The organism is Pseudomonas sp. LBUM1668 (genome assembly GCF_059695715.1).
This window is the reverse complement of record NZ_CP166787.1, coordinates 383,831-406,222: the sequence shown is the minus strand read 5'-3', so window position 1 is coordinate 406,222 and position 22,392 is coordinate 383,831. Positions and strand designations below refer to the sequence as shown.

The following is a 22,392-nucleotide window of genomic DNA, read 5'->3' as shown; positions in this document are numbered from 1 at the left end:
CCGACCTTTTCTAAGAAGACTGGATGAAAACCCGCGACCGGATTCTCGAATGTGCTCTGCAATTGTTCAACGAAAAGGGCGAGCCGAACGTTTCCACCATGGAAGTTGCCAACGAAATGGGGATCAGCCCCGGCAACCTCTACTACCACTTTCACGGCAAGGAACCGCTGATACTCGGGCTGTTCGATCGCTTCCAGAATGAACTGGCACCGCTGCTGGATCCACCGCCGGACGTAGAGTTGGCGCCGGAGGATTACTGGCTGTTTTTGCATTTGATCGTCGAGCGGCTGGCGCAATACCGGTTCCTGTTTCAGGACCTGTCGAACCTGGCGGGGCGATTGCCGAAACTCGCGAAGGGCATTCGTCATTTGCTCAATGCGTTGAAGCGCACGCTGGCGTCGTTATTGGCGCGATTGAAGGCTTCGGGGCAGTTGGTCAGTGATACCCAGGCGTTGGGGCAACTGGTGGAGCAGATCACCATGACGCTGCTGTTTTCGCTGGACTATCAGCGGATTCTGGATCGAGAGGGTGAGGTCAGGTTGGTGGTTTATCAGATCATGATGCTGGTGGCGCCGCACTTGTTGCCGCCGGTGAAGGTCGCCACGGAGCGGATGGCTTTGCGATACCTTGAAGACCACGAGTAGCCCGGAATCAAAAGATCGCAGCCTTCGGCAGCTCCTACCGGGGAATGTGTACCTCTGTAGGAGCTGCCGAAGGCTGCGATCTTTTGATCTTCAAACAAAAACGCCCGACCTTCACAGGCCGGGCGTTTTGTTTTGCCCTGAAAAATCAGGACTGACTGGTTGGCGTCGACGGGGTCGATGCAGCAGTCGGGGTTGCAACCGGGGTCGGTGCAGCGGCGGAGTTCGACGCGCTGGCCGGGGTTGCCGGGGTCGCAGGCTTGGCTGCTGGAGCGGCCGGTTTTGGCGCAGCGGCTTTCGGCGCGGCCGATTTTTTCACTGCCGGCTTCTTCGCTGCAGCCGGTTTGGCCGCTGGCTTGGTAGCAGGTTTGGCGGCAGCGGTTTTCGCGGCTGGCTTGGCTGCTGCTTTTGCTGCAGGTTTGGCAACGGCTTTGGCAGCGGTCTTGGCGGCAGCAACCGGTTTGGTGGCTGCTTTTGCAGCAGGTTTGGCAGCAGCCGTTTTCGCTACGGATTTAACCGCAGCCTTGGCTTTCGCCGCAGGTTTGGCAGCCGCTTTGACCAATGGCTTGGCCGCGGTTTTGGCTGCTGGCTTGGCCGCTGCAGTTTTAGCTGCCGGTTTTGCCGCAGCGGTTTTCGCCGCTACAGGACGCGCCTTCTCGCCGGTGAGTTTCTCGATCTGCTTAGTCAAGGTTTCAACCTTGCTGTGCAGGGCCTTGACCTCATTGCGGCTCGGTACGCCCAGGCGCGAAATCGCGCTGTTCAGGCGCTTGTCGAAAGCCCCTTCCAGCTCATCCCACTTGCCCAGTGCGCGATCTTTCACGCCGCTGATGCGCGACTTGGCAGAAGAAGCAGAATCCTTGGCGGCATCGACTTTTTTGCCGACTGCAGACTTGGTGAGCTTCTCGGCTTTCTCGCCGTCTTTGACCAATGTATCGAAGAGCTTGCTGCCGTCAGTGTCGATCTTCGAGTACACGCCTAAACCAGCCAGCCAGATTTTGCGGGAGTAGTCTTCGACCTTCCCAATCCACGAGCTGCCTTCTTTATCGGTGTTCTTTTTACCAGCCATCCCGTTCTCCTTAAGATTTACGCGCGACGCGTTCGAGCAATGCCGTCAGCTCATCGAGCTTAGCAGAGAGTGTCTCAACGTCATGTTTAGACGGAATGCCGATACGATTCAAGGCGCTTGCCACGCGGGTGTCGAATGCCTTCTCGACCTTGTCGAGCTGAACTTCGACGCGACCTTTGAAAGAACTGACTTCATCGCGGGCTTCGTCGATTTCGGCATTGGCCGCTTCGAGTTTTTCGGTGACTACCTTTTTGCCTTTCTTTTCAACAGTTTGACCAGCCTTGATCAACTCTTGAAAGTACTCGCCGCCCTCTTGGCCAACCTTGGCGTAGGCACCCAGGCCTGCCAGCCAGATCTTGCGGGCATAGGATTTGACGTCGCTCAGAGCAGAAGTCGAAGCGTCGATTTTTTTCTTCAAAATTACTTTGGCCATGGTGCACCTCACGCGCAGAAGGTTTGAGGAACTGCCCGCGAAAGTGTCGGGCTCAGGCACAAAGTAAGTAGAAAAATTAGAAACGGCACCCTAACAACTGACATGAATCGGTGGTGCCCGAATGAAAAGATCGCAGCCTTCGGCAGCTCCTACGGGGGTCACAATTCAATGTAGGAGCTGCCGAAGGCTGCGATCTTTTGACTTTCAGACCAGCGCTTTATCGAGGGCTTTCTCGATCTCGGCTTTGATCATTCCGCTCATGGCCGACATCATCAGGCCCAGTTCCACGTCGACGCGGATCGAGTCATCGCCAACATGCACCGCGCCTTTCACACCCGAACGCTTGAGATTCAATACGTCGCCCGACCATTGCGGCTCCAGGCCGTATTGTTCATTTAGCTTTTTGGCCAGCTTGTCGGCCTTCTCGCGGGCGGCTTCCTTGCCCAGGCTGTGGGCACGCTCAACACTGATTTTGGCCATTGGGTGACTCCTTCTTTTTGAATACAGCTATGAATGCTCGTCGGTAAATCTTGACCGCGTCTGCGGCAAATCGTCCCGAAGGTTGCCCATCTTACCTTTAGCCATTCCAAGACAAAGCATGGCTTGGGGATTAGAATGTCGCGCATTCTCTTTTGGTGACAGCGATATGACTGATCAGCGCAAAGGCAGCGATGCCGAACCCACCACTCACTTCGGCTTCAAAAACGTTCCGGAAAGCCAGAAAGCGGAAAAAGTCGCTGAGGTGTTCCACTCCGTAGCCGCCAAGTACGACCTGATGAACGACCTTCTGTCGGGCGGCATGCACCGTTTGTGGAAGCGTTTCGCGATCGAACTCTCGGGCGTGCGCAGCGGCAACCGCGTGCTCGACATCGCCGGCGGCACCGGTGACCTGACCAAAAAGTTTTCGCACCTCGTTGGCCCGACCGGCCAAGTGGTATTGGCCGACATCAACGAATCCATGCTCAAGGTCGGCCGTGACCGCCTGCTGGATCTGGGTGTGGCGGGCAACGTCGAGTTCGTCCAGGCCGACGCAGAAAAACTGCCGTTTCCGGACAATCATTTCGACTGCGTGACCATCGCCTTCGGTCTGCGCAACGTCACGCACAAAGAAGACGCCCTGCGCTCGATGCTGCGTGTGCTCAAGCCCGGCGGTCGTCTGCTGGTGCTGGAGTTTTCCAAGCCGACCAACGCGCTGATGTCCAAAGCCTACGACGCTTACTCGTTCGCCTTCATGCCGCTGATGGGCAAGCTGATCACCAACGACTCGGAAAGCTATCGTTACCTGGCCGAATCGATCCGCATGCACCCGAATCAGGAAACCCTGAAGTCGATGATGGTCGACGCCGGTTTCGACCGCGTGACCTATCACAACATGACCGCCGGCATCGTCGCCCTGCACCGCGGCATCAAGCCCTGATGCTGCTTACCGGGCTGCTCGCCAGCGTTGAACTCGGCCTGAACCGGGTGCTGCGTCTCGACAGCACGGCGCTGCCGCGGCTGGCGCATTTGACCGGCAAGGTGATTGCCGTCGATTGCCGCAACCCGGCATTGCAGTTGTTCATTTTGCCCAGCGACGAAGGCCTGATGCTGGCCTCGCACTGGGAAACCGGCGTCGATTGCACCCTGCGCGCCCCGGCGTCCAGCCTGCTGAAACTGGCCCTGAGCAAAGACAAGACCGCGGTGCTGCACGCCCCGGAAGTCGAGCTTGATGGCGACAGCGGCGTGCTGCTGGAGCTGGCCGGCGTGTTGCAGGACCTTGAGCTGGACTGGGAGTACGAACTCTCGCGCTGGCTCGGCCCGGTCGCCACGCAACTGGTTGGCGGTCATCTGCGCAGCCGCGCGCGCTGGTACCAACAAGGATTTGCCAGCCTCAACCAGAACCTCGCCGAGTACCTCGCCGAAGAATCGCGCACCCTCGTCGGGCAGCGCGAAGCCGAAGCGCGGTTCAGCGAACTGGACCGGATCAAACTTGATCTGGAACGTCTCGAGGCGCGCTTCGAGCGCCTTTCCCGATCCCTCGACCCAAGCGATAACGCATGAAGCTGCTCGCCGTCCGCCGTCTGCTGCGCATCCAGTCCGTCGTGATCCGCTACCGCCTCGATGACCTGCTGTTCGATCTGCCGCTGCCCTGGTTTCTCCTGGCGCTGCGTTATGTGCTGCCGTGGCGCTGGTTCCCGCGCAAGACGCTGGAGCTGAGCCGAGGCGCGCGATTGCGTCTGGCGTTGCAGGATCTGGGGCCGATTTTCATCAAGTTCGGGCAGATCCTCTCGACCCGTCGCGACCTGTTGCCCGAAGACATCGCCGATGAGCTGATGCTGCTGCAGGATCGCGTGCCGCCGTTCGACTCGCAGCTGTCGATCAAGCTGATCGAAGAACAGCTTGGCAAGAAGATCAGCGAAGTGTTCAGCCGTTTCGACGTCGAGCCGCTGGCCTCGGCCTCGGTGGCGCAGGTACATGCCGCGCAGCTGAAAACCGGCGAAGAAGTGGTGGTCAAGGTGATCCGCCCGGGCTTGAAGCCAATCATCGCGCAGGATCTGGCGTGGCTGTTCATCCTCGCTCGCGCGGCTGAAAAACTCTCGGCCGACGCGCGTCTGTTGCACCCGGTGGACGTGGTGCAGGACTACGAAAAAACCATCTACGACGAACTCGACCTGCTGCGCGAGGCCGCCAACGCCAGCCAGTTGAAGCGCAACTTCGAAGGTTCGCCGCTGCTCTACGTGCCGCAAGTCTATTGGGACTGGTGCCGGCCGAAAGTGCTGGTGATGGAGCGCATCTACGGCATTCAGGTGACGGATCTGGCAACCCTCGCCGATCAGCGTACCGACATGAAAATGCTCGCCGAGCGCGGCGTCGAGATCTTCTTCACCCAGGTGTTCCGCGACAGTTTCTTCCACGCCGACATGCACCCGGGCAACATTTTCGTCAGCACGGTTAACCCGTGGAGCCCGCAATACATCGCGATCGACTGCGGGATCGTCGGCAGCCTGACCCCGGAAGACCAGGATTATCTGGCACGCAACCTGTTCGCCTTCTTCAAACGCGACTACCGCCGCGTGTCGCAGTTGCACATTGATTCGGGCTGGGTGCCGGCAGAAACCAAGCTCAACGAATTCGAAGCGGCGATCCGTACCGTGTGCGAACCGATCTTCGAAAAACCGTTAAAAGATATTTCATTCGGCCAGGTGCTGATGCGCCTGTTCCAGACGGCGCGGCGCTTCAACATGGAAGTGCAGCCGCAGTTGGTTTTGCTGCAAAAGACCTTGCTGAACATCGAAGGCCTCGGCCGTCAGCTCTACCCGGATCTGGATCTGTGGAACACCGCGCAGCCGTTCCTTGAGCGCTGGATGCGCGAGCGCGTCAGCCCGAAAGCCTTGCTCGGCAACGTGCAGAGCCAGTTCGAACAACTGCCGCACCTGGCCAACATGGCGCGCGATCTGCTCGAGCGCATGTCCCAACCACATGCCTACGACCCGCCGCCGCCGTGGCACAAACGCAAGGACGACTGGTTCCTGCGCCTGCTCGGTTGTGCCCATCTGGCGGGCGGGGTGATTCTCGCCATTGGTGGTCCGCTGCACGAACTGGGGCATTGGCCTGCGGGAATCATGGTGGCCGTCGGTTTGTATCTGGTCGTTCGCCGATAGCACGAATCAGCTGCAAGTTATAAGCTGCGAGCTGCAAGCCTGACGATACTGAAACACCGCAATCTGCTTTTACTTGCAGCTTGAAGCTCAAAGCTTGTAGCTGCGTTTCGGGAATTGAAGATGAAAAACTGGCTGGACGAGATCAAATGGGACGCTGATGGCCTGGTGCCGGCGATTGCCCAGGATCACAAGACCGGACGCGTGCTGATGATGGCCTGGATGAACCGCGAAGCGCTCGAGCTGACTGCCGCGGAAAACCGTGCAATCTACTGGTCACGTTCCCGTGGCAAGCTGTGGCGCAAGGGCGAAGAGTCCGGCCACGTACAGACCCTGCATGAAATGCGTCTGGACTGTGACGCCGACGTGATCATCCTGATGGTCGAACAGATCGGCGACATCGCTTGCCATACCGGCCGTCAAAGCTGCTTTTACCGCGTCTTCGAAAACGGCGACTGGAAAACGGTCGACCCGGTGCTGAAAGACCCGCACGCAATCTATTCCGCAGGACACAAACATGAGTGACACTCTGACGCGCCTCGCTCAGGTACTGGAAGAGCGCAAAGGCGCAGCGGCTGACAGCTCGTATGTGGCCAGCCTGTATCACAAGGGCCTGAACAAGATTCTGGAGAAAGTCGGCGAAGAGTCGGTCGAAACCATTATTGCCGCCAAGGACGCCGCTATCAGTGGCGACTGCAGCGATGTGATCTACGAGACCGCCGACCTGTGGTTCCACAGCATGGTCATGCTCGCCCAACTGGGGCAGCATCCGCAGGCCGTGCTCGATGAGCTGGATCGCCGCTTCGGTCTGTCCGGACACGTCGAGAAAGCCTCGCGTCCGTCCGCCTGAACAATTTTTAGAGAGGAACAGCAACATGGGCATTTTTGACTGGAAACACTGGATCGTCATTCTGGTTGTCGTGGTGCTGGTGTTCGGCACCAAGAAACTGAAAAACCTCGGCACCGACGTCGGCGAGTCGATCAAGGGCTTTCGCAAAGCCATGAACGACGACGAGAAGCCAAACGTCGATCCGACCGTGACGCCTGCGCAACCGGTACCACCGGTACAGCCGCAAGCCACTGCTCAGGCCAACCCGCCGCACACCATCGACGTGCAGGCGCAGAAAGTCGAAGAGCCGATCCGCAAAGACGTGTGAGCACTGACTAATGTTTGGTATCAGCTTCTCTGAACTGCTGCTCGTCGGCCTCGTCGCCCTGCTGGTGCTGGGCCCCGAGCGTCTGCCGGGTGCTGCGCGCACCGCCGGCCTGTGGGTCGGCCGGCTGAAACGCAGCTTCAACGCGATCAAACAGGAAGTTGAACGTGAAATCGGTGCCGACGAGATTCGTCGGCAACTGCACAACGAACATATTCTGTCGCTGGAGCAGGAGGCGCGGAAGATTTTCAATCCGGTTCAGCAAGAGCCGACGCCGGTTGAACACGTGGGCCAGCAGACGATTCATGCGCCTGCCGCAGTTGTTCCGGCGACACCTGCACCCGTTGTAGCGCCGACAACGCCTGCACCCTCTGCCGCAGAACATTCGGTTGAACACATTGCTCCAAGCGCCGCGCCAACCGCGCCGGCCCCTCACGACACTACTTTGCCGCCGCGAGCCCCATGAGCGATCTCCCCGAAAACGACCAGCACATGCCGCTGGTATCGCACCTCACCGAGTTGCGCACCCGCCTGCTGCGTTGCGTGGCGGCGATCTTTATCATCTTCGCCGGGCTGTTCGCGTTCACCCAGCAGATCTACACCTTCGTCTCGACGCCGCTGCGCCAGTACTTGCCGGTCGGCGCGACGATGATCGCCACCGACGTGTCGTCGCCGTTCCTGACGCCACTGAAGCTGACGATGATGGTCTCGCTGTTCCTGGCGATCCCGGTGATCCTGCATCAGATCTGGGGCTTTATTGCGCCGGGCCTCTACAAGCATGAAAAGCGCATTGCGGTGCCGCTTCTGGTGTCCAGCATCATGCTGTTCTACACCGGCATGGCGTTCGCCTATTACTTCGTGTTCCCGCTGATCTTCAAGTTCTTCGCTGCAGCCACCCCCGCCGGCGTGGAAATGATGACCGACATCGCCAGCTATCTCGATTTCGTCATGACGCTGTTCTTTGCGTTCGGCGTGGCGTTCGAAATCCCGGTAGCCGTGGTGCTGCTGGTGTGGATCGGCGTGGTCGACGTCGCCTACCTGAGGAAGATCCGCCCGTACGTGATCATCGGCTGCTTCGTGGTCGGCATGATCCTGACGCCGCCGGACATCTTCTCGCAGACCCTGCTGGCCGTGCCGATGTGGATGCTGTTTGAGATCGGCATCCTGTTCGGTGGCCTGATCAGCAAACGCGAACGCCCGGACGAAACCCCGGCCGACGATCACAACGACCAGCCGCCAGCGACCCAGGCATGAACCTGCTGCTACTCGAAGAGGCCGACTTCATTGCGGCTGACCGTGTGGTGCTGCGCGATCGACGCCTGACGCATATGCAGGAAGTCCATCGTTCGGAAGTCGGTGACAGCCTGCGCGTCGGGCGGATCAATGGGCTGATGGGTTCGGCTGAGCTGTTGCGGCTGGAGGCGGGTGAAGCGGAGCTGCGCGTCACCCTCGATCAGCCGCCACCGGCCAAGTTGCCACTGACATTGGTGCTGGCCCTGCCGCGCCCGAAGATGTTGCGACGAGTGTTCCAGACCGTGGCGACCATGGGCGTGTCGAAGGTGATTCTGGTCAATAGCTACCGCGTCGAGAAAAGCTTCTGGCAGACGCCGTTTCTTGAGCCGCAGGCGATCCGTGAGCAACTGATCCTCGGCCTCGAGCAGGCTCGCGACACGGTGCTGCCAGAGATCGTCATCGAAAAGCGCTTCAAGCCTTTTGTCGAAGATCGACTGCCGGCGATCAGCGAAGGCACTCTCGGCCTGGTTGGTCATCCGGGCAACTATCCGCCGTGCCCTCGCGCCTTGAGCGAACCGGTAACCCTGGCCATTGGCCCCGAGGGTGGCTGGATTCCCTACGAAATCGATTTGCTGGCCAAATCCGGCCTGCAACCGGTGCAACTCGGCGACCGTATCCTGCGCGTCGAAACCGCCGTGACCGCCCTCCTCGCGCGCCTCTTCTAAGCGCAACACCGATCCCCTGTAGGAGCTGCCGCAGGCTGCGATCTTTTGATGTTGTTTTTAGAAGCAAGATCAAAAGATCGCAGCCTTCGGCAGCTCCTACATTGATCCCGTGCAGGGCCGGCGGATAAATGGTGTTACAGAATGCCATCACCCAGCCGATACAGCTCCCATAAGTCCAATTAGTGGTCGAGGGAGTCGTCGCATGTACCGTTGGTTAGCCGAGAGTCTTGGAAACGTCAGCGTCAAACGCAAACTGGGCATCGGTTTCGGCCTGGTGCTGTTGCTGACGTTGTTGATCACCTTCACCGGCTGGACCGGCATGAATGGCATCATCAGCCGTGGCGACAAGCTCGGCTTCATCTCCAGCCTCAATGAGCTGACCAAGGACTTGCGCATTGCGCGGTTCGAATATGACTCCCGCCGTGGCGAACAGGGCCCGGGCGCGGTCAACGAGTTGCTGAATAAACTCGACAGCGGCCTGCAAACCGCCCGCAGCCTGATCGAGCAGCCGTCCGACGCCGCCATGGTCGATCAGCAACTGGCCGCCGTCGCCGAGTACAAACGCGCCTTTGCCGACATGACTCAAGCTACCGTGCAGCGCGAAGATGCCCGCAGCAAACTCGGCGCCAGCGCCGACAACGCTGTAGCCAAAGTCTCCGAAGTCGAAAAATCCATGCTGCAAGGTGACAGCGTCGCGCAATACGACAGCGTGATCGAGCTGAGCAAACTGCTGCAACAGGCGCGCTACCAAGTGCGCGGCTACACCTACAGCGGCAAGGCCGAAGCCGAACAGCCAGCGCTGGCCGCCATCGACAACGCCCTGAAAAACCTCGAAAGCCTGCCGTCGAAACTGCCGGAGCAACACATCGCCAACCTGCAACAGGCCACCGACTCGATCAAAGCCTATCGCGCGGCGGTCGCGCAGTTCCGCGACTCGCAGGTCACCAATGCCAAGTCGCTCGCGCGCATGTCCGCTCAGGGCGACATCCTGATCGATCTCAGCAAGAAGCTGACGGCTTCGCAAACTATCGTGCGCGACACCGATGCCGCCCACGCCAAGAACATGCTTTTGATCGCCACCCTGCTGGCCTTGGCCTTCGGCTTGCTCGCTGCCTGGGCGATCACCCGACAGATCATCATCCCCCTGAACCAGACCCTGAAAGTCGCCGAACGCGTAGCTGCCGGCGACCTGACCCACAACCTGGTCTCCCTGCGCCGTGACGAACTTGGTCAGTTGCAACGCTCGATGCAGAGCATGACCCAAGGCCTGCGTGAGCTGATCGGCGGGATCAGCGAGGGCGTGACCCAGATCGCCAGCGCCGCCGAGGAATTGTCAGCGGTGACCGAGCAGACCAGCGCCGGCGTCAACAATCAGAAGATCGAGACCGATCAGGTCGCCACCGCCATGAACGAAATGGCCGCCACCGTGCAGGAAGTCGCGCGTAACGCTGAAGAAGCTTCCGAAGCTGCCGTGGCTGCCGACCAGCAGGCCCGTGAGGGCGACAAGGTTGTCGGTGAAGCCATCGCGCAGATTGAGCGTCTGGCCGTTGAAGTCGGCCACTCGACCGAAGCCATGGGCGAACTCAAGCGCGAAAGCGACAAGATCGGCAGCGTGCTCGACGTGATCAAATCCGTGGCTCAGCAAACCAACCTGCTGGCACTCAACGCGGCCATCGAAGCGGCGCGTGCTGGTGAAGCCGGACGTGGTTTCGCAGTGGTCGCCGATGAAGTGCGCAGCCTCGCGCAGCGCACACAGAAGTCCACCGAAGAGATCGAAGAGCTGATCGTCGGCCTGCAAAACGGCACCCAGCAGGTGGCGACGATCATGGACAACAGCCGCACCCTCACCGACAGCAGCGTCGAGCTGACCCGTCGTGCTGGCGGCTCGCTGGAAAGCATCACGCGCACCGTGTCGGCGATTCAGGCGATGAACCAGCAGATTGCTGCGGCGGCTGAACAGCAGAGTGCGGTGGCCGAAGAGATCAACCGTAGCGTGCTGAACGTACGCGATGTGTCGGATCAGACATCGGCGGCAAGTGAAGAGACAGCGGCGTCCAGCGTTGAGCTGGCGCGGTTGGGGACGCATCTGCAGATGCTGGTCGGGCGATTCAAGGTTTGAGGTGATTCATCCACCTCGGTTCGCTGTGGACCGAGGTGATGCTATCGCGAGCAGGCTCACTCCTACAGGTTTTGCGGTGTTCACACCTTTTTTGCAACAACACAAAACCACTGTAGGAGTGAGCCTGCTCGCGATTAGCGGCCCCCAAGGCCGCCGCTTTTAGAGGACCTGACGCAAGAAGGCCTGAGCCCGCGGATCCTTCGGCGCATCAAAGAACTCCGCCGGTGACGCATCCTCCAGCAATTTCCCGTGATCGAAGAACAACACCCGATCCGCCACTTCCCGGGCAAAACCCATTTCGTGGGTGACGCAGACCATGGTCATGCCTTCCACGGCCAGGTTTTTCATCACATCCAGCACTTCGCCGACCATTTCCGGGTCGAGGGCCGATGTCGGCTCATCGAACAACATCACCTTCGGCTCCATCGCCAGCGCCCGGGCAATCGCCACGCGCTGCTGCTGACCGCCGGACAGGCGTGACGGAAACTCGTTGGCCTTCTGCGCGATACCGACCTTTTCCAGCAACGCCATAGCCTTGGCTTCGCGCTCTTTCTTGCCGCGCTTGCGCACGACTTTCTGCGCCAGACAAAGGTTTTCCAGCACGGTCATGTGCGGGAACAGGTTGAAATGCTGGAACACCATGCCGACTTCGCGGCGGTAGGCGTTGACGTCGGTTTTCGGGTCGGCCAGTTGCAGACCGTCGATGCTCACCGAGCCGGAATCGAACTCTTCCAGGCCATTGAGACAACGCAGGAAGGTCGACTTGCCGGAACCGGACGGGCCGATCACCACCAGCACTTCGCCCTTGGCAACATTGGTGCTGACGTTATCCACCGCGCGCACCACTTGGCCGCGGGTGTCGAAGACTTTTACCAGATCGCGGACTTCAATCACTTTGCGCGAGCCTCCGCTCGAGCCGGCTGGCGATTTTCGACAGCGGCAGGTTGATCAACAGGTACAGACCGGCAACACAGAACAGAATCTCGAACGGCGAGAACGACGTGGTGATCACTTCACGACCGCTTTTCAGCAGCTCGGTGATGGCGATCACCGACACCAGTGAGGTGTCCTTGACCAGACTGATGAATTGCCCGGCCAGCGGCGGCAGCACGCGTTTGAACGCTTGCGGCAACACGACGTGGCGCATCGACTGACCTGAGCTCAGACCGAGCGAACGCGCTGCTTCATTCTGGCCCCGGGCAATCGACTGCACGCCGGAACGGATGATCTCGGCCACGTAGGCCCCGGTAAACAGCGACAACGCGGCGATCCCGGCGAACTCCCGGGACAGGTTCATCACCGTGCCGATGAAGAAGTAGAAAATGAAAATCTGCACCAGCAGCGGCGTACCGCGCACCAGTTCGACGTAGATGCTCGACAGGTCGCGCAGCGTCGGGTTGCTCGACAAGCGGCACAACCCGGTGACCAGACCGATCACCAACCCCAGAATGCCGGACACCACCGACAGCCAAAGCGTGGTCCACAGCCCCCATAACAGCGGCCCTGCCGCCCAATGCCGAGTAACACCCACGACGTCGCCTTCAGCCACATCGTCGCCCTGAGCGAATTGCAGGCTGTTCTCGTCGACAGTCAGGTGCTGCTCGTCACCGGCGTCGTTGCGCAGAGTGACGTCGGCGCTGCTGCCTTTGCGCACCAGTTCAGTGACGGTGGAAATGTCCGCGGCGCGCTGGGTTTCTTCGGCCTGATAGGCGAAGTACTGCGGCACACGGTTCCAGCGCCATTCGTAGGACATCAGCGACGTGGCGTAATACAACGCACCCGCCAGACCGATCAGCACCAGCACGGTGAGGACGTGCCAGGGCCATTGGGCTTTTTTATGTTTCATTGGATTTGCAGGTTCCGGATTCTGTATCGCCTTGGAGGCCCTCATCGCGAGCAGGCTCACTCCTACATTGGAATGCGTTCCCCTGTAGGAGTGAGGCTGCTCGCGATCGAGGCGACGCGGTCTATCTGACCGGGCTTATTCCATGTCCTTGAGCCACTCGGTGCTCTTGAACCACTTGTCATGGATGCGATCGTAGGTGCCGTCTTCGTGGATCTGGTGCAGGAAGTTGTTGATGAAGTTGAGGCTGTCGTAATCGCCCTTCTTCAGACCGAAGGCCAACGGCTCGTAGGTGAACGGCTTGTCGAGGAACACCAGTTTGCCGGCACCCACTTTGGTCACTGCCACGACGTTGTACGGCGCGTCGTAGATGAAGGCGTCGGCCTTGCCGTTGACCACGTCGAGTACGGCTTCCTGTTCGTTGTCGTAGCCGTGGTACTTGGCTTTGGAGATCAGCTTCTTGGCAACCATTTCGCCAGTGGTGCCGAGCTTGGAGGTGATGCGGTAGTCGGCGGTGTTCAGGTCTTTATAGGACTTGATGGTGCCTTCCAGCTCCTTGCGAATCAGCAGGGTCTGGCCAACCACGATGAACGGGTCGCTGAAGTTCAGGCGCAGGTTGCGTTCCTGAGTCAGGGTCATGCCGCTGCCGATCATGTCGAACTTGTCGGTCATCAGCGCCGGGATGATGCCGTCGTAACCGGTGGAGACCAGTTCCAGTTTGACGCCCATGGCCTTGGTCATGGCTTTGAGGATATCGACTTCGAAGCCGATGATTTCACCGCGTTTGTTGGTCATCTCGAACGGCATGTAGGTCGGATCCATGCCGACTTTCAAGGTGCCGCGTTTGACCGCGTCATCGATTGCGCCCGCGTGTGCCGCATTGACTGCAACCAGTGCCGTGACGCCGACCAGCAGCATCGACAGATACTTCTTCATCTTCAAGTCCCCAAAACCATTGCGTTTGCGGCGCGAAAACCAACAGTGACGGGCAAAAAAGCCCGGGCGCGCCAATTCGGGGACGGATGCTAACGCACTCGTTCTTTTGCACAAGGGTTTATGGGTGATTTGTTTGACAATCAAGGGCAGCCATAAAAAAACCCCGCTGAATCAGCGGGGTTCTTTCATCAAGCCGGTTGAGCCTGCATGCTCAGCGGTCGCAGCGGCAGCAACGGCGCATGCGGATCGGCTTTCACCGATGCCCGCCATGCGTCCAGCCACTCGGCGTGACCTTCGGCCCAGACCTGCTCGTGCAGGCGGGCCAGAGCAACCGGGTCGCTCAGCAGTTGCAGGCGATCATGGTTGTTCAGCCCGGCAGGACCGACCTTGATCGCATGACGCACACGCTCCTGACGCAGCCACTCAATCGGCTCGGCCTGACCGTGACGGGAGGTCGCCAGCGAGCACGCCAAGGCGTTCTGCTGCGGATCGACCACGGCGCGGACGAAGCCGTCGTTCAGTGCGTGCCAGCGGTTTTCGTGGGTGTACTGATCGGTGGCCAGCAACGCCTGTGGCGGATTGTATTCCTCAGGGATGAGGAACAGGCTCTCGTCACGGGACTTGAGGCCCAGACCGACACGGCTGGAAATCACCGACACCGGGATCGACAGCATCAGCGACCCGACGATCGGCACCAGCCACCACAGGAAGCTCGGGTTCAGCCAGATCACCAGCAGTGCCCAGAAGAAGCCCAACAGGGTCTGCGGGCCGTGGCGTTTGACCGCCTCGCTCCATGGCGTGGAGTCGTCGTCACGCTGCGGCGAGTTCCAGGTCGCGGCCCAACCGAGGAACGCGGCCAGAACGAAACGGGTGTGGAAAATCATCCGCACCGGCGCCAGCAGCATGGAGAACAACATCTCCAGCAGCATCGACAGGGTCACCTTGAACTTGCCACCGAACTCTTTCGCGCCCTTGGCCCAGATCAGGATGATGCTCAACAGTTTCGGCAAGAACAGCAGCACGATGGTTGTCGAGAACAGCGCGATCGCCTTCTCCGGATGCCATTGTGGCCACAGAGGATAGAGCTGACGCGGTTCAAGAAAATACTGCGGCTCCATCAAGGTGTTCACCGCCAGCAGCGCAGTCGACAACACCAGGAAGAAGAACCACAACGGCGCCGACAGGTATGACATCACGCCGGTGAGGAACACCGCGCGGTGCACCGGGTGCATGCCTTTGACCAGGAACAGACGGAAGTTCATCAGGTTGCCGTGGCACCAGCGACGGTCACGCTTGAGTTCGTCGAGCAGGTTGGGCGGCAACTCTTCGTAACTGCCCGGCAAGTCGTAGGCAATCCACACCCCCCAACCGGCACGACGCATCAGCGCGGCTTCAACGAAGTCGTGAGACAGGATCGCACCAGAGAACGCGCCTTTACCCGGCAACGGCGCCAAGGCGCAGTGGTCGATAAACGGCTTCATGCGGATGATCGCGTTGTGACCCCAGTAGTGGGATTCACCCAACTGCCAGAAGTGCAGACCGGCAGTAAACAGCGGGCCGTACACGCGGGTCGCGAACTGCTGCATGCGCGCATACAGAGTGTCCATGCCCGACGCACGCGGCGCGGTCTGGATGATCCCGGCGTCCGGCGTGGCTTCCATCAAGCGCACCAGACTGGTCAGACACTCGCCGCTCATGACCGAGTCAGCGTCGAGGACGACCATGTACTTGTAGTCACCGCCCCAACGACGGCAGAAGTCGTCGAGGTTGCCGCTCTTGCGTTTCACACGGCGACGACGGCGACGGTAGAAGATCTTGCCGAAGCCTTTGGCTTCGCGGCAGACGTCCAGCCAGGCCTGTTGTTCGGCCACGCAGATGTCGGAGTCGTTACTGTCGCTGAGCACGAAGAAGTCGAATCGATCCAGATCACCGGTAGCGGCGACCGATTCGAAGGTTGCACGCAAACCGGCGAATACACGCGGCACGTCTTCGTTGCAGATCGGCATTACCAGTGCGGTACGCGCTTCTTTGGCAATCGGCTCGTTGCCGGCACTTTTACCGGAGATGCGGTATTTATCGTGACCGGTGAGCAACTCGAGGAAGCCCATCAGCGCGGTCCAGAAACCGGCCGACACCCAGCAGAACAGAATCCCGAACAGAATCAGGATGCTGGTTTGCAGCGCATACGGCAGCACTTGCGTGGCGGTTTGCAGCAGTGGCTGATGCAGGACTTCGTCCAGATCAACGAACGACCAGCCCTGGTACGGCATGATGCCTTTCATGTACCAGCCGGCAACGATGGTCTGACCGAGCATCAGCACCAGCAAGATGTAGCGACGGATCGAACCGACCGTGCGCCAGCGCGCCGCCGGCAGGACGTTCTCGTCCTTGGGCGGTTGTGGCGGGTTGGTGCGGCCAGTCATGCGGCGCCAGCCGCGCACCAGAATATTGGTGCGCCACGGCTCCGGCACGACTTTGGTCCGACGGATCGGCGGCGTTGCCTTGAGGCTGACCCGACCGCTGGCATCGAGCACCAGCATTTCCGCTTCTTCAAGCTCTTCAGCGGTGCTCAGTGTCAGGCGCTTGCCCACCGAAGCCTGGGCGGCTTCGGCAGGGGCGTCGAAAGTCGAGGACGATAGGCGTTCATGCAGCTCGCTGAACGACTGGCAGCCCGCGAGTTCCGCGCGCTGCTCGTCGGTCATCGGCAGATGCGCCAGATACTCGGACAGAGTCTCTGGCTGTACTTGAGAGTTACTCATCGGCAGGCAACTGATAGCTCCAGGTCTCGGTCAGGACTTCTTCAGTCGGTGCCGATTCCGGTGTGGCTGTGGCCGCGTCCGCAGCGACTGGCTGCTTGGCGTCTTTGTTGGCCTTGTCCTTGGCATCTGCGGCTGGCTTGGCTTCAGCCTGTTTGGCCTCGGCTGCCTTGGCTTCCTTGTCGAGTTTCTCTTGTTGCTTGGCGGCAACCTTGTCGGCCTTGGCAACGGACGAGTTGGACGCCGGCACCGAAGACTTGGCCAGATCCGCCGTAACGATTGGCTGCACCAGAGCGGCACGCATCTCGGTCGCTTTGCTCGCGTCCTTGATCTTCATGCGCAGGGTCAAACGCCAGCCCTTGGTTTCAGGGTTGTAACGCACGCTGTTCTCGACCAGCTCGGCATTGTCGCCAACGCTGACCTGGCTGCGAACGTCTGCATCCGGGGCCAGAGCCGCCAGCGATGGACCTTCGAAGTCGACCAGATAAGCAACGCTGCCATCCGGCTGACGGATCAGGTTCGATTGCTTGACGTCACCGGTGGAGCGCAGAGTCTGCGCAACCCAGGCGCTGTCCGGCGCGTGAATCGCCGCTTCGTCCATGGTCCAGTGCATGCGATAGGCGAAGTCGAGTGGCTGACCTGGCTCCGGCAATTTTTCCGGGCTCCAGAACGCAACGATGTTGTCGTTGGTTTCGTCGGCGGTTGGAATCTCGACCAGATCGACGGTGCCTTTGCCCCAGTCGCCCTTCGGCTCGATCCAGGCGCTTGGGCGCTTGTCGTAGCGGTCGTCGAGGTCTTCGTAGTGGCTGAAATCACGGCCACGTTGCAGCAGACCGAAACCACGCAGGTTCTCGACGCTGAAGTTGCTCACGGCGAGGTGTTTCGGGTTGTTCAGCGGACGCCAGATCCACTCGCCATTGCCGGCATGGATCGACAGACCGCTGGAGTCGTGCAGTTCACGACGGTAGTTGAGGACTTTCGACGGCTGGTTGGCGCCGAACAGGAACATGCTGGTCAGCGGTGCGATGCCCAGTTTGCCAACCTTGTCACGCAGGAACATCTGCGCCTTGACGTCGACAACGGTGTCGCTGCCCGGGCGCAGGATCAGACGGTAGGCACCAGTAGCACGCGGCGAATCAAGCAGGGCGAAGATCACCAGATGCTTGTCGCCCGGCTTCGGCTGTTGAATCCAAAACTCGCGAAAACGCGGGAATTCTTCACCCGACGGCAGCGCGGTATCGATTGCCAGGCCGCGGGCCGACAGACCGTAGGTATGACCCTTGCCGACGACGCGGAAGTAGCTCGCGCCGAGCATGGTCATGATTTCGTCTTGCTTGTCGGCCTTGTTGATCGGGTACAGCACACGGAAACCGGCATAACCCAGTTGCTCGGTGGCTTTGGGATCAAACTTCAGGTCGCCAAAATCGAAGCGAGTCGGATCGTATTTGATCTCATCGACGCTGTTCGCGGTGATTTCGTTGATTTTCACCGGTGTATCGAAGTGCATACCCTGGTGATAGAAGGACAGCTTGAACGGCGTCTTCTTATCAGCCCACTCAGCCTTTTCGGTGAGGAAGCGGATTTTCTGATAGTCCGCGAACTTCATATCGCGGAATTCGTTCGGCAGGTTGCTGCGCGGGGCTTCGAACTTCTGCCCGGCCAACTCTTTGGCCTTGGCCGACACATCGTCAAGATTGAACGCCCAAAGCTGACCGGCGCTGAGCAGGCACAGGAGCGCCGAACCCGCTACCAGGGCACTTCGCATGCGTTTGGCAGACATTTTTGCTGCATTACAGGGACTAACAATCACGAGCAACCCTCGCCGAAAACAGATCAATAAACCAACGGCCAGCTATCTATATGCCAGGTTGGCGAGCATTGTTCCGACTCCGCTGGGGCAAAATGATTCCCCAATCGGATCCAGACAAGTCTCTACCTAAGTGAAAATGGACCAACGAACGCTGATCACCGTAGCGCGCGATTATCTAGTAGCCCGCATGACAACGCATCAGGGGTAACAAAGTATTTATCGCGAAAACGCCCTAAAAACGTCGAAATCTCCTAAAAAGGCGTTTCAAGTGTTGTCAGGTTTGTAACAAAAAGGTAACAGGGCCGTCGTTGACCAAATGCACCTGCATATCCGCGCCGAATCTACCTGATGCCACAGTGCCATGCATCTCTTTCGCTTTGCCTAATAGATAGTCGAATAATTCCTCGCCCAACGCCGGAGGGGCCGCGGTCGAGAAGCTCGGGCGCAACCCGCTTTTGGTGTCGGCAGCCAGGGTGAACTGAGAGACCAGCAGCAACCCACCGCCAACATCGGCGAGAGACAAATTCATCTTGCCCTCGTCGTCGCTGAATACCCGATAGTTAAGCAGCTTATGCAGAAGTTTGTCGGCGCTGGCGCGCGTGTCGTCGGGTTCTACCGCTACCAGCACCAGCAAACCTTGATCGACCGCGCCAACCACCTCGCCCGCCACTTCCACTCGCGCACCGCGTACCCGCTGTAAAAGCCCCTTCATGCTTCTTCGGGCGGCAGATCGAGCAGACGACGCGCCATGTTGCCCGCCGCGCGCACCAGTGCATCAGTAATGCCCGGTTCGGATGCGGCGTGGCCGGCGTCGCGGATCACCTGCAATTCGCTGTTCGGCCAGGCCTGGTGCAATTCCCAGGCGTTGTCGAGCGGGCAGATCACGTCGTAGCGACCGTGGATGATCACGCCCGGCAGATGAGCGATCTTGCCCATGTCACGAATCAACTGGTTCGGTTCAAGGAAGGCATTGTTGGTGAAATAGTGGCATTCGATCCGCGCAATCGACAGCGCACGCTGCGGCTCGGAAAAGCGATCGACCACCAGCGGGTTCGGCCGCAGCGTCGCGGTGCGCCCTTCCCAGGTCGACCAGGCCTTGGCTGCATGCATCTGGGCGATCTGGTCGTTACCGGTCAGGCGTTTGTGGAAAGCGCCGAGCAGGTCATCGCGCTCGTCCAGCGGGATCGGCGCGATGTAGTCCTGCCAGTAATCGGGGAACAGGCGGCTGGCGCCGGCCTGATAGAACCACTCGATTTCCTGCGGACGGCAAAGAAAGATCCCACGCAGGATCAGACCGTGTACACGCTCCGGATGGGTTTGCGCGTAGGCCAGCGCCAGGGTCGAACCCCACGAACCGCCGAACAGCACCCATTTGTCGATGCCCAAGTGCTTGCGGATGCGCTCAAGGTCGGCGACCAGATCCCAAGTGGTGTTGTTTTCGAGGCTGGCGTGCGGCGTGGAGCGTCCGCAACCACGCTGGTCGAAGGTGACAATGCGGTAAAGGTTCGGATCGAAATAGCGACGGCTCTGCGCGTCGCAACCGGCGCCCGGGCCACCATGGATGAACACGACCGGCAAGCCTTCCGGTGAGCCGCTTTCGTCGACGTACAGCGTATGGGTGTCATCGACAGCCAGATCGTGCCGGGCGTGAGGTTTGATCTGCGGAAACAAAGTCTGCATTGCGCGCTCCGTAAGGGGTCGAGGTCATCCCTGGGGGGACGTCTATTATTCTGCCGTTGGGCATCATAAACCCGATTTACGTCAATGAGCATGCCCGCGCGTAATCACAATTTTTCAGCGATGTCCCCTGTGGCGAGGGGATTTATCCCCGTCCGGCGGCGAAGCCGTCGTAAAACCGATATACGCGGTATGTCTGAGAAACTGTGGTGGCCGGTTTTAGGGCCGCTGCGCGACCCAACGGGGATAAATCCCCTCGCCACAGGGCTACCGTCATGCGTAGCGGGATTCGCCCCAGGCGAGGAAGCCCTGCAGCAATTCCTTGAGCACCACCCGCGTCGGCTCGGCCAGATCGGTGCGGTAGCGGAACGGTTCGAATTCTTCCATATAGGTGCACTGCCCCAACTCCAGCTGCACCGCGTGAATATTCTCGGCCGGGTTGCCGTAGTGACGGGTGATGTGGCCGCCCTTGAAGCGCCCGTTCAGCACGTGGCTGTAATCGCTGTGTCGCGCGCAGATCGCCTCCAGTTGCGTGGCCAACCGCGGATCGCAACTGGCGCCGTTGAAGGTGCCGAGGTTGAAGTCGGGCAACTTGCCGTCGAACAGATGCGGAATGATCGAGCGAATCGAGTGCGCATCAAACAGCAGCGCATAGCCGAACTCGGCCTTCAGCCGCGCCAGTTCTTGCTGCAAGGTGCGGTGATACGGCGTCCAGATTTGTTCCAGATACGTCGCGCGCTCTTCTTTCGACGGCTCCAGCCCTTCCTTGAACAACGGGATGCCATCGAACAACGTTGCCGGATACAGGCCGGTGGTCGCCCCGGCGTACAACGGTTTGTCGTCGGACGGCCGGTTCAGGTCGATGACGAAACGCGAGTATTCGGCAGCCAAAGTGCTGGCGCCCAGCTCCTCGGCAAAGTCGTACAGCTGCGGAATATGCCAGTCAGTGTCCGGCAGGCTTTTCGCGTCGCCGATCAGGCCGGCCTCGACCACCGGGGTCAGACGTAAGCCAGCATGCGGCATGCTGATCAGCAGCGGCACGCGACCTTTTTTGAAATTCAAAACCTTATCCACAACCGCTCTCCTACAGACTTGATTCAACGCCGTGACGCACGACGCGTTTGTCCAGATCGCCACCGAGCCAGTAAGCCAGATCCGCCGGGCGATCAATCTGCCACGCGACGAAATCCGCGACCTTGCCGACTTCCAGCGAGCCATGTGTGTCGGCCATGCCCAGCGCTTGCGCGGCATGAATAGTCGCGCCAGCCAAAGCCTCTTCCGGGGTCATGCGGAAACAGGTGCAGGCCATGTTCAGCATCAAACGCAGCGATAACGCAGGCGAGGTGCCCGGATTGAGGTCGCTGGCGATGGCGATTTTGACCTTGTGTTTGCGCAAGGCGTCCATCGGCGGCAACTGGGTTTCGCGCAGGAAGTAGAACGCACCCGGCAACAGCACCGCGACGGTGTCGGACGCGGCCATGGCGATGGCATCGGCTTCGTCCATGAACTCCAGGTGATCGGCGGACAACGCTTTATAGCGCGCGGCGAGGCTGGAGCCGTGCAGCGACGACAATTGCTCGGCGTGCAACTTCACCGGCAGACCGAGTGTTTGCGCGGCGATGAACACGCGCTCGACCTGCTCCGGCGAGAACGCCAGGTATTCGCAGAACGCATCCACGGCATCGACCAGGCGTTCGGCGGCTAGCGCAGGCAGCATGTCGGTGCAGATGTGATCGATGTAAGCGTCGGCGCGATCCTTGTATTCGGGCGGCAACGCGTGAGCGGCGAGGCAGGTACTGCGCACGCTGATCGGCAGCTCTTTGGCCAGACGACGGATGACCCGCAGGATCTTCCGTTCGTTGGCCAGATCGAGACCGTAGCCAGACTTCATCTCTACCGTGGTCACGCCGTCGCGCATGAGGCTTTTCAGGCGTTTGGCGGCGCTGGCGAACAGCTCGTCTTCCGACGCCTCGCGCGTGGCGCGCACGGTGCTGGCGATGCCGCCACCGGCCGCTGCGATTTCCGCGTAGCTGACGCCTTGCAGACGTTTCTCGAACTCGCCGCTGCGATTGCCGCCGAACACCGTGTGGGTGTGGCAGTCGATCAGGCCGGGGGTGACCCACGCGCCTTGCAGATCATTGACCGCTGGGTATTCGCCGGACGGCAATAGATTGCGCGGGCCGATCCACTCGATGAGCGCACCGGACGTCACGATGGCGGCATCCTCGATGATCGAGTAGACGCCTTGTGCCATGGTTGCGACGTGGCAGTGTTGCCAGAGGGTTTTCATCCCTTAGTCTCCACAGTATTCAAAATCGAATCGCCAGCAGGCTGGCTCCCACAGGGAAACGCATTCCAACT

The 22,392-nt window shown here is 60.0% G+C and carries 23 protein-coding genes and 1 pseudogene; 12 read left to right on the top strand and 12 right to left on the bottom strand.

Annotated features, from left to right (window positions below; all coding sequences use genetic code 11):
• The first annotated feature begins 23 nt into the window (after positions 1-23).
• Positions 24-644 (top strand): TetR/AcrR family transcriptional regulator, encoded by a 621-nt coding sequence (locus ACA061_RS01840; RefSeq protein ID WP_497300456.1) that lies wholly within the window; start codon positions 24-26, stop codon positions 642-644.
• 145 nt (positions 645-789) lie between these two features.
• Here the strand turns inward: ACA061_RS01840 and ACA061_RS01835 are convergent, their stop codons facing one another.
• The 3 genes from ACA061_RS01835 to ACA061_RS01825 all read right to left on the bottom strand — a co-directional run bounded on the left by ACA061_RS01835 (position 790) and on the right by ACA061_RS01825 (position 2,620).
• Positions 790-1,707 (bottom strand): phasin family protein, encoded by a 918-nt coding sequence (locus ACA061_RS01835; RefSeq protein ID WP_497300455.1) that lies wholly within the window; start codon positions 1,705-1,707, stop codon positions 790-792.
• A gap of 10 nt (positions 1,708-1,717) precedes the next feature.
• Complete coding sequence (locus tag ACA061_RS01830) at positions 1,718-2,140, bottom strand: phasin family protein (RefSeq protein ID WP_047299389.1); 423 nt, start codon at positions 2,138-2,140, stop codon at positions 1,718-1,720.
• A 204-nt stretch (positions 2,141-2,344) separates the two neighbouring features.
• Complete coding sequence (locus ACA061_RS01825) at positions 2,345-2,620, bottom strand: polyhydroxyalkanoic acid system family protein (protein WP_042557248.1); 276 nt, start codon at positions 2,618-2,620, stop codon at positions 2,345-2,347.
• 166 nt (positions 2,621-2,786) lie between these two features.
• Here ACA061_RS01825 and ubiE point away from each other — a divergent pair, with 166 nt between their 5' ends.
• From ubiE to ACA061_RS01770, 11 genes and pseudogenes are all read left to right on the top strand, one after another.
• A complete protein-coding gene (gene ubiE / locus ACA061_RS01820) occupies positions 2,787-3,557 on the top strand; it encodes a bifunctional demethylmenaquinone methyltransferase/2-methoxy-6-polyprenyl-1,4-benzoquinol methylase UbiE (RefSeq protein WP_008080626.1) in 771 nt (256 codons plus the stop codon).
• The gene (locus ACA061_RS01815) at positions 3,557-4,180 is read left to right on the top strand and encodes a ubiquinone biosynthesis accessory factor UbiJ (RefSeq protein ID WP_150604822.1); all 624 of its coding nucleotides are present in this window, start codon (positions 3,557-3,559) and stop codon (positions 4,178-4,180) included. Before ubiE ends, ACA061_RS01815 begins: the two co-directional genes overlap by 1 nt.
• Positions 4,177-5,781 carry a ubiquinone biosynthesis regulatory protein kinase UbiB gene (gene ubiB / locus ACA061_RS01810; RefSeq protein WP_497300454.1) on the top strand — a complete coding sequence of 535 codons (1,605 nt, stop codon included), beginning with the start codon at positions 4,177-4,179 and terminating at the stop codon, positions 5,779-5,781. Before ACA061_RS01815 ends, ubiB begins: the two co-directional genes overlap by 4 nt.
• A gap of 120 nt (positions 5,782-5,901) precedes the next feature.
• The gene (gene hisI / locus ACA061_RS01805; RefSeq protein ID WP_007909357.1) at positions 5,902-6,303 is read left to right on the top strand and encodes a phosphoribosyl-AMP cyclohydrolase; all 402 of its coding nucleotides are present in this window, start codon (positions 5,902-5,904) and stop codon (positions 6,301-6,303) included.
• Positions 6,296-6,628, top strand: coding sequence for a phosphoribosyl-ATP diphosphatase (locus tag ACA061_RS01800; protein ID WP_003220849.1), 333 nt, complete (start codon positions 6,296-6,298; stop codon positions 6,626-6,628). Before hisI ends, ACA061_RS01800 begins: the two co-directional genes overlap by 8 nt.
• Before the next feature lie 25 nt (positions 6,629-6,653).
• Positions 6,654-6,935, top strand: a complete 282-nt coding sequence (locus ACA061_RS01795) for a twin-arginine translocase TatA/TatE family subunit (RefSeq protein WP_042557245.1) — start codon at positions 6,654-6,656, stop codon at positions 6,933-6,935.
• A gap of 10 nt (positions 6,936-6,945) precedes the next feature.
• Entirely contained in the window at positions 6,946-7,398 is a 453-nt protein-coding gene (tatB, locus tag ACA061_RS01790; protein ID WP_150617480.1) for a Sec-independent protein translocase protein TatB, read from the top strand.
• A complete protein-coding gene (gene tatC / locus ACA061_RS01785) occupies positions 7,395-8,186 on the top strand; it encodes a twin-arginine translocase subunit TatC (protein WP_150604819.1) in 792 nt (263 codons plus the stop codon). Before tatB ends, tatC begins: the two co-directional genes overlap by 4 nt.
• Complete coding sequence (locus ACA061_RS01780; RefSeq protein WP_210554330.1) at positions 8,183-8,890, top strand: 16S rRNA (uracil(1498)-N(3))-methyltransferase; 708 nt, start codon at positions 8,183-8,185, stop codon at positions 8,888-8,890. Before tatC ends, ACA061_RS01780 begins: the two co-directional genes overlap by 4 nt.
• Positions 8,891-9,092: 202 nt before the next feature.
• Positions 9,093-10,154: pseudogene (locus tag ACA061_RS01775) on the top strand (methyl-accepting chemotaxis protein); the annotation flags it as partial.
• Positions 10,137-11,009: a methyl-accepting chemotaxis protein gene (locus ACA061_RS01770; protein ID WP_412071155.1), complete on the top strand. Its 873-nt coding sequence runs from the start codon at positions 10,137-10,139 to the stop codon at positions 11,007-11,009. The pseudogene ACA061_RS01775 and the gene ACA061_RS01770, both read left to right, overlap by 18 nt.
• Before the next feature lie 159 nt (positions 11,010-11,168).
• Here the strand turns inward: ACA061_RS01770 and ACA061_RS01765 are convergent, their stop codons facing one another.
• The 9 genes from ACA061_RS01765 to hutI form a co-directional block, all read right to left on the bottom strand.
• Complete coding sequence (locus ACA061_RS01765) at positions 11,169-11,903, bottom strand: amino acid ABC transporter ATP-binding protein (RefSeq protein WP_034148587.1); 735 nt, start codon at positions 11,901-11,903, stop codon at positions 11,169-11,171.
• Entirely contained in the window at positions 11,896-12,855 is a 960-nt protein-coding gene (locus ACA061_RS01760; RefSeq protein WP_210554331.1) for an amino acid ABC transporter permease, read from the bottom strand. The genes ACA061_RS01765 and ACA061_RS01760 overlap by 8 nt, the downstream gene beginning before the upstream one ends.
• A gap of 135 nt (positions 12,856-12,990) precedes the next feature.
• On the bottom strand, positions 12,991-13,788 hold the full coding sequence (locus tag ACA061_RS01755; protein ID WP_150603992.1) for a transporter substrate-binding domain-containing protein: 798 nt from the start codon (positions 13,786-13,788) through the stop codon (positions 12,991-12,993).
• A 188-nt stretch (positions 13,789-13,976) separates the two neighbouring features.
• Positions 13,977-16,547, bottom strand: coding sequence for a glucans biosynthesis glucosyltransferase MdoH (mdoH, locus tag ACA061_RS01750; protein WP_497300453.1), 2,571 nt, complete (start codon positions 16,545-16,547; stop codon positions 13,977-13,979).
• Positions 16,540-18,324 carry a glucan biosynthesis protein G gene (locus ACA061_RS01745; protein ID WP_191624040.1) on the bottom strand — a complete coding sequence of 595 codons (1,785 nt, stop codon included), beginning with the start codon at positions 18,322-18,324 and terminating at the stop codon, positions 16,540-16,542. Before ACA061_RS01745 ends, mdoH begins: the two co-directional genes overlap by 8 nt.
• 304 nt (positions 18,325-18,628) lie before the next feature.
• Positions 18,629-19,066 carry a D-aminoacyl-tRNA deacylase gene (gene dtd, locus ACA061_RS01740; RefSeq protein WP_150617476.1) on the bottom strand — a complete coding sequence of 146 codons (438 nt, stop codon included), beginning with the start codon at positions 19,064-19,066 and terminating at the stop codon, positions 18,629-18,631.
• Positions 19,063-20,034, bottom strand: a complete 972-nt coding sequence (pip, locus tag ACA061_RS01735) for a prolyl aminopeptidase (RefSeq protein WP_150603995.1) — start codon at positions 20,032-20,034, stop codon at positions 19,063-19,065. The genes dtd and pip overlap by 4 nt, the downstream gene beginning before the upstream one ends.
• A gap of 270 nt (positions 20,035-20,304) precedes the next feature.
• On the bottom strand, positions 20,305-21,105 hold the full coding sequence (hutG, locus tag ACA061_RS01730; RefSeq protein WP_497300452.1) for an N-formylglutamate deformylase: 801 nt from the start codon (positions 21,103-21,105) through the stop codon (positions 20,305-20,307).
• Positions 21,106-21,115: 10 nt separating this feature from the next.
• Positions 21,116-22,321, bottom strand: coding sequence for an imidazolonepropionase (gene hutI / locus ACA061_RS01725; RefSeq protein WP_497300451.1), 1,206 nt, complete (start codon positions 22,319-22,321; stop codon positions 21,116-21,118).
• Between the last annotated feature and the right edge of the window lie 71 nt (positions 22,322-22,392).

Bases quoted from the DNA above. Each gene is read 5' to 3' on its own strand.
- ACA061_RS01840 (WP_497300456.1), top strand. From the start codon at position 24: ATGAAAACCCGCGACCGGATTCTCGAATGTGCTCTGCAATTGTTCAAC.
- ACA061_RS01835 (WP_497300455.1), bottom strand. From the start codon at position 1,707: ATGGCTGGTAAAAAGAACACCGATAAAGAAGGCAGCTCGTGGATTGGG.
- ACA061_RS01830 (WP_047299389.1), bottom strand. From the start codon at position 2,140: ATGGCCAAAGTAATTTTGAAGAAAAAAATCGACGCTTCGACTTCTGCT.
- ACA061_RS01825 (WP_042557248.1), bottom strand. From the start codon at position 2,620: ATGGCCAAAATCAGTGTTGAGCGTGCCCACAGCCTGGGCAAGGAAGCC.
- ubiE (WP_008080626.1), top strand. From the start codon at position 2,787: ATGACTGATCAGCGCAAAGGCAGCGATGCCGAACCCACCACTCACTTC.
- ACA061_RS01815 (WP_150604822.1), top strand. From the start codon at position 3,557: ATGCTGCTTACCGGGCTGCTCGCCAGCGTTGAACTCGGCCTGAACCGG.
- ubiB (WP_497300454.1), top strand. From the start codon at position 4,177: ATGAAGCTGCTCGCCGTCCGCCGTCTGCTGCGCATCCAGTCCGTCGTG.
- hisI (WP_007909357.1), top strand. From the start codon at position 5,902: ATGAAAAACTGGCTGGACGAGATCAAATGGGACGCTGATGGCCTGGTG.
- ACA061_RS01800 (WP_003220849.1), top strand. From the start codon at position 6,296: ATGAGTGACACTCTGACGCGCCTCGCTCAGGTACTGGAAGAGCGCAAA.
- ACA061_RS01795 (WP_042557245.1), top strand. From the start codon at position 6,654: ATGGGCATTTTTGACTGGAAACACTGGATCGTCATTCTGGTTGTCGTG.
- tatB (WP_150617480.1), top strand. From the start codon at position 6,946: ATGTTTGGTATCAGCTTCTCTGAACTGCTGCTCGTCGGCCTCGTCGCC.
- tatC (WP_150604819.1), top strand. From the start codon at position 7,395: ATGAGCGATCTCCCCGAAAACGACCAGCACATGCCGCTGGTATCGCAC.
- ACA061_RS01780 (WP_210554330.1), top strand. From the start codon at position 8,183: ATGAACCTGCTGCTACTCGAAGAGGCCGACTTCATTGCGGCTGACCGT.
- ACA061_RS01770 (WP_412071155.1), top strand. From the start codon at position 10,137: ATGCAGAGCATGACCCAAGGCCTGCGTGAGCTGATCGGCGGGATCAGC.
- ACA061_RS01760 (WP_210554331.1), bottom strand. From the start codon at position 12,855: ATGAAACATAAAAAAGCCCAATGGCCCTGGCACGTCCTCACCGTGCTG.
- ACA061_RS01755 (WP_150603992.1), bottom strand. From the start codon at position 13,788: ATGAAGAAGTATCTGTCGATGCTGCTGGTCGGCGTCACGGCACTGGTT.
- mdoH (WP_497300453.1), bottom strand. From the start codon at position 16,547: ATGAGTAACTCTCAAGTACAGCCAGAGACTCTGTCCGAGTATCTGGCG.
- ACA061_RS01745 (WP_191624040.1), bottom strand. From the start codon at position 18,324: ATGTCTGCCAAACGCATGCGAAGTGCCCTGGTAGCGGGTTCGGCGCTC.
- dtd (WP_150617476.1), bottom strand. From the start codon at position 19,066: ATGAAGGGGCTTTTACAGCGGGTACGCGGTGCGCGAGTGGAAGTGGCG.
- pip (WP_150603995.1), bottom strand. From the start codon at position 20,034: ATGCAGACTTTGTTTCCGCAGATCAAACCTCACGCCCGGCACGATCTG.
- hutI (WP_497300451.1), bottom strand. From the start codon at position 22,321: ATGAAAACCCTCTGGCAACACTGCCACGTCGCAACCATGGCACAAGGC.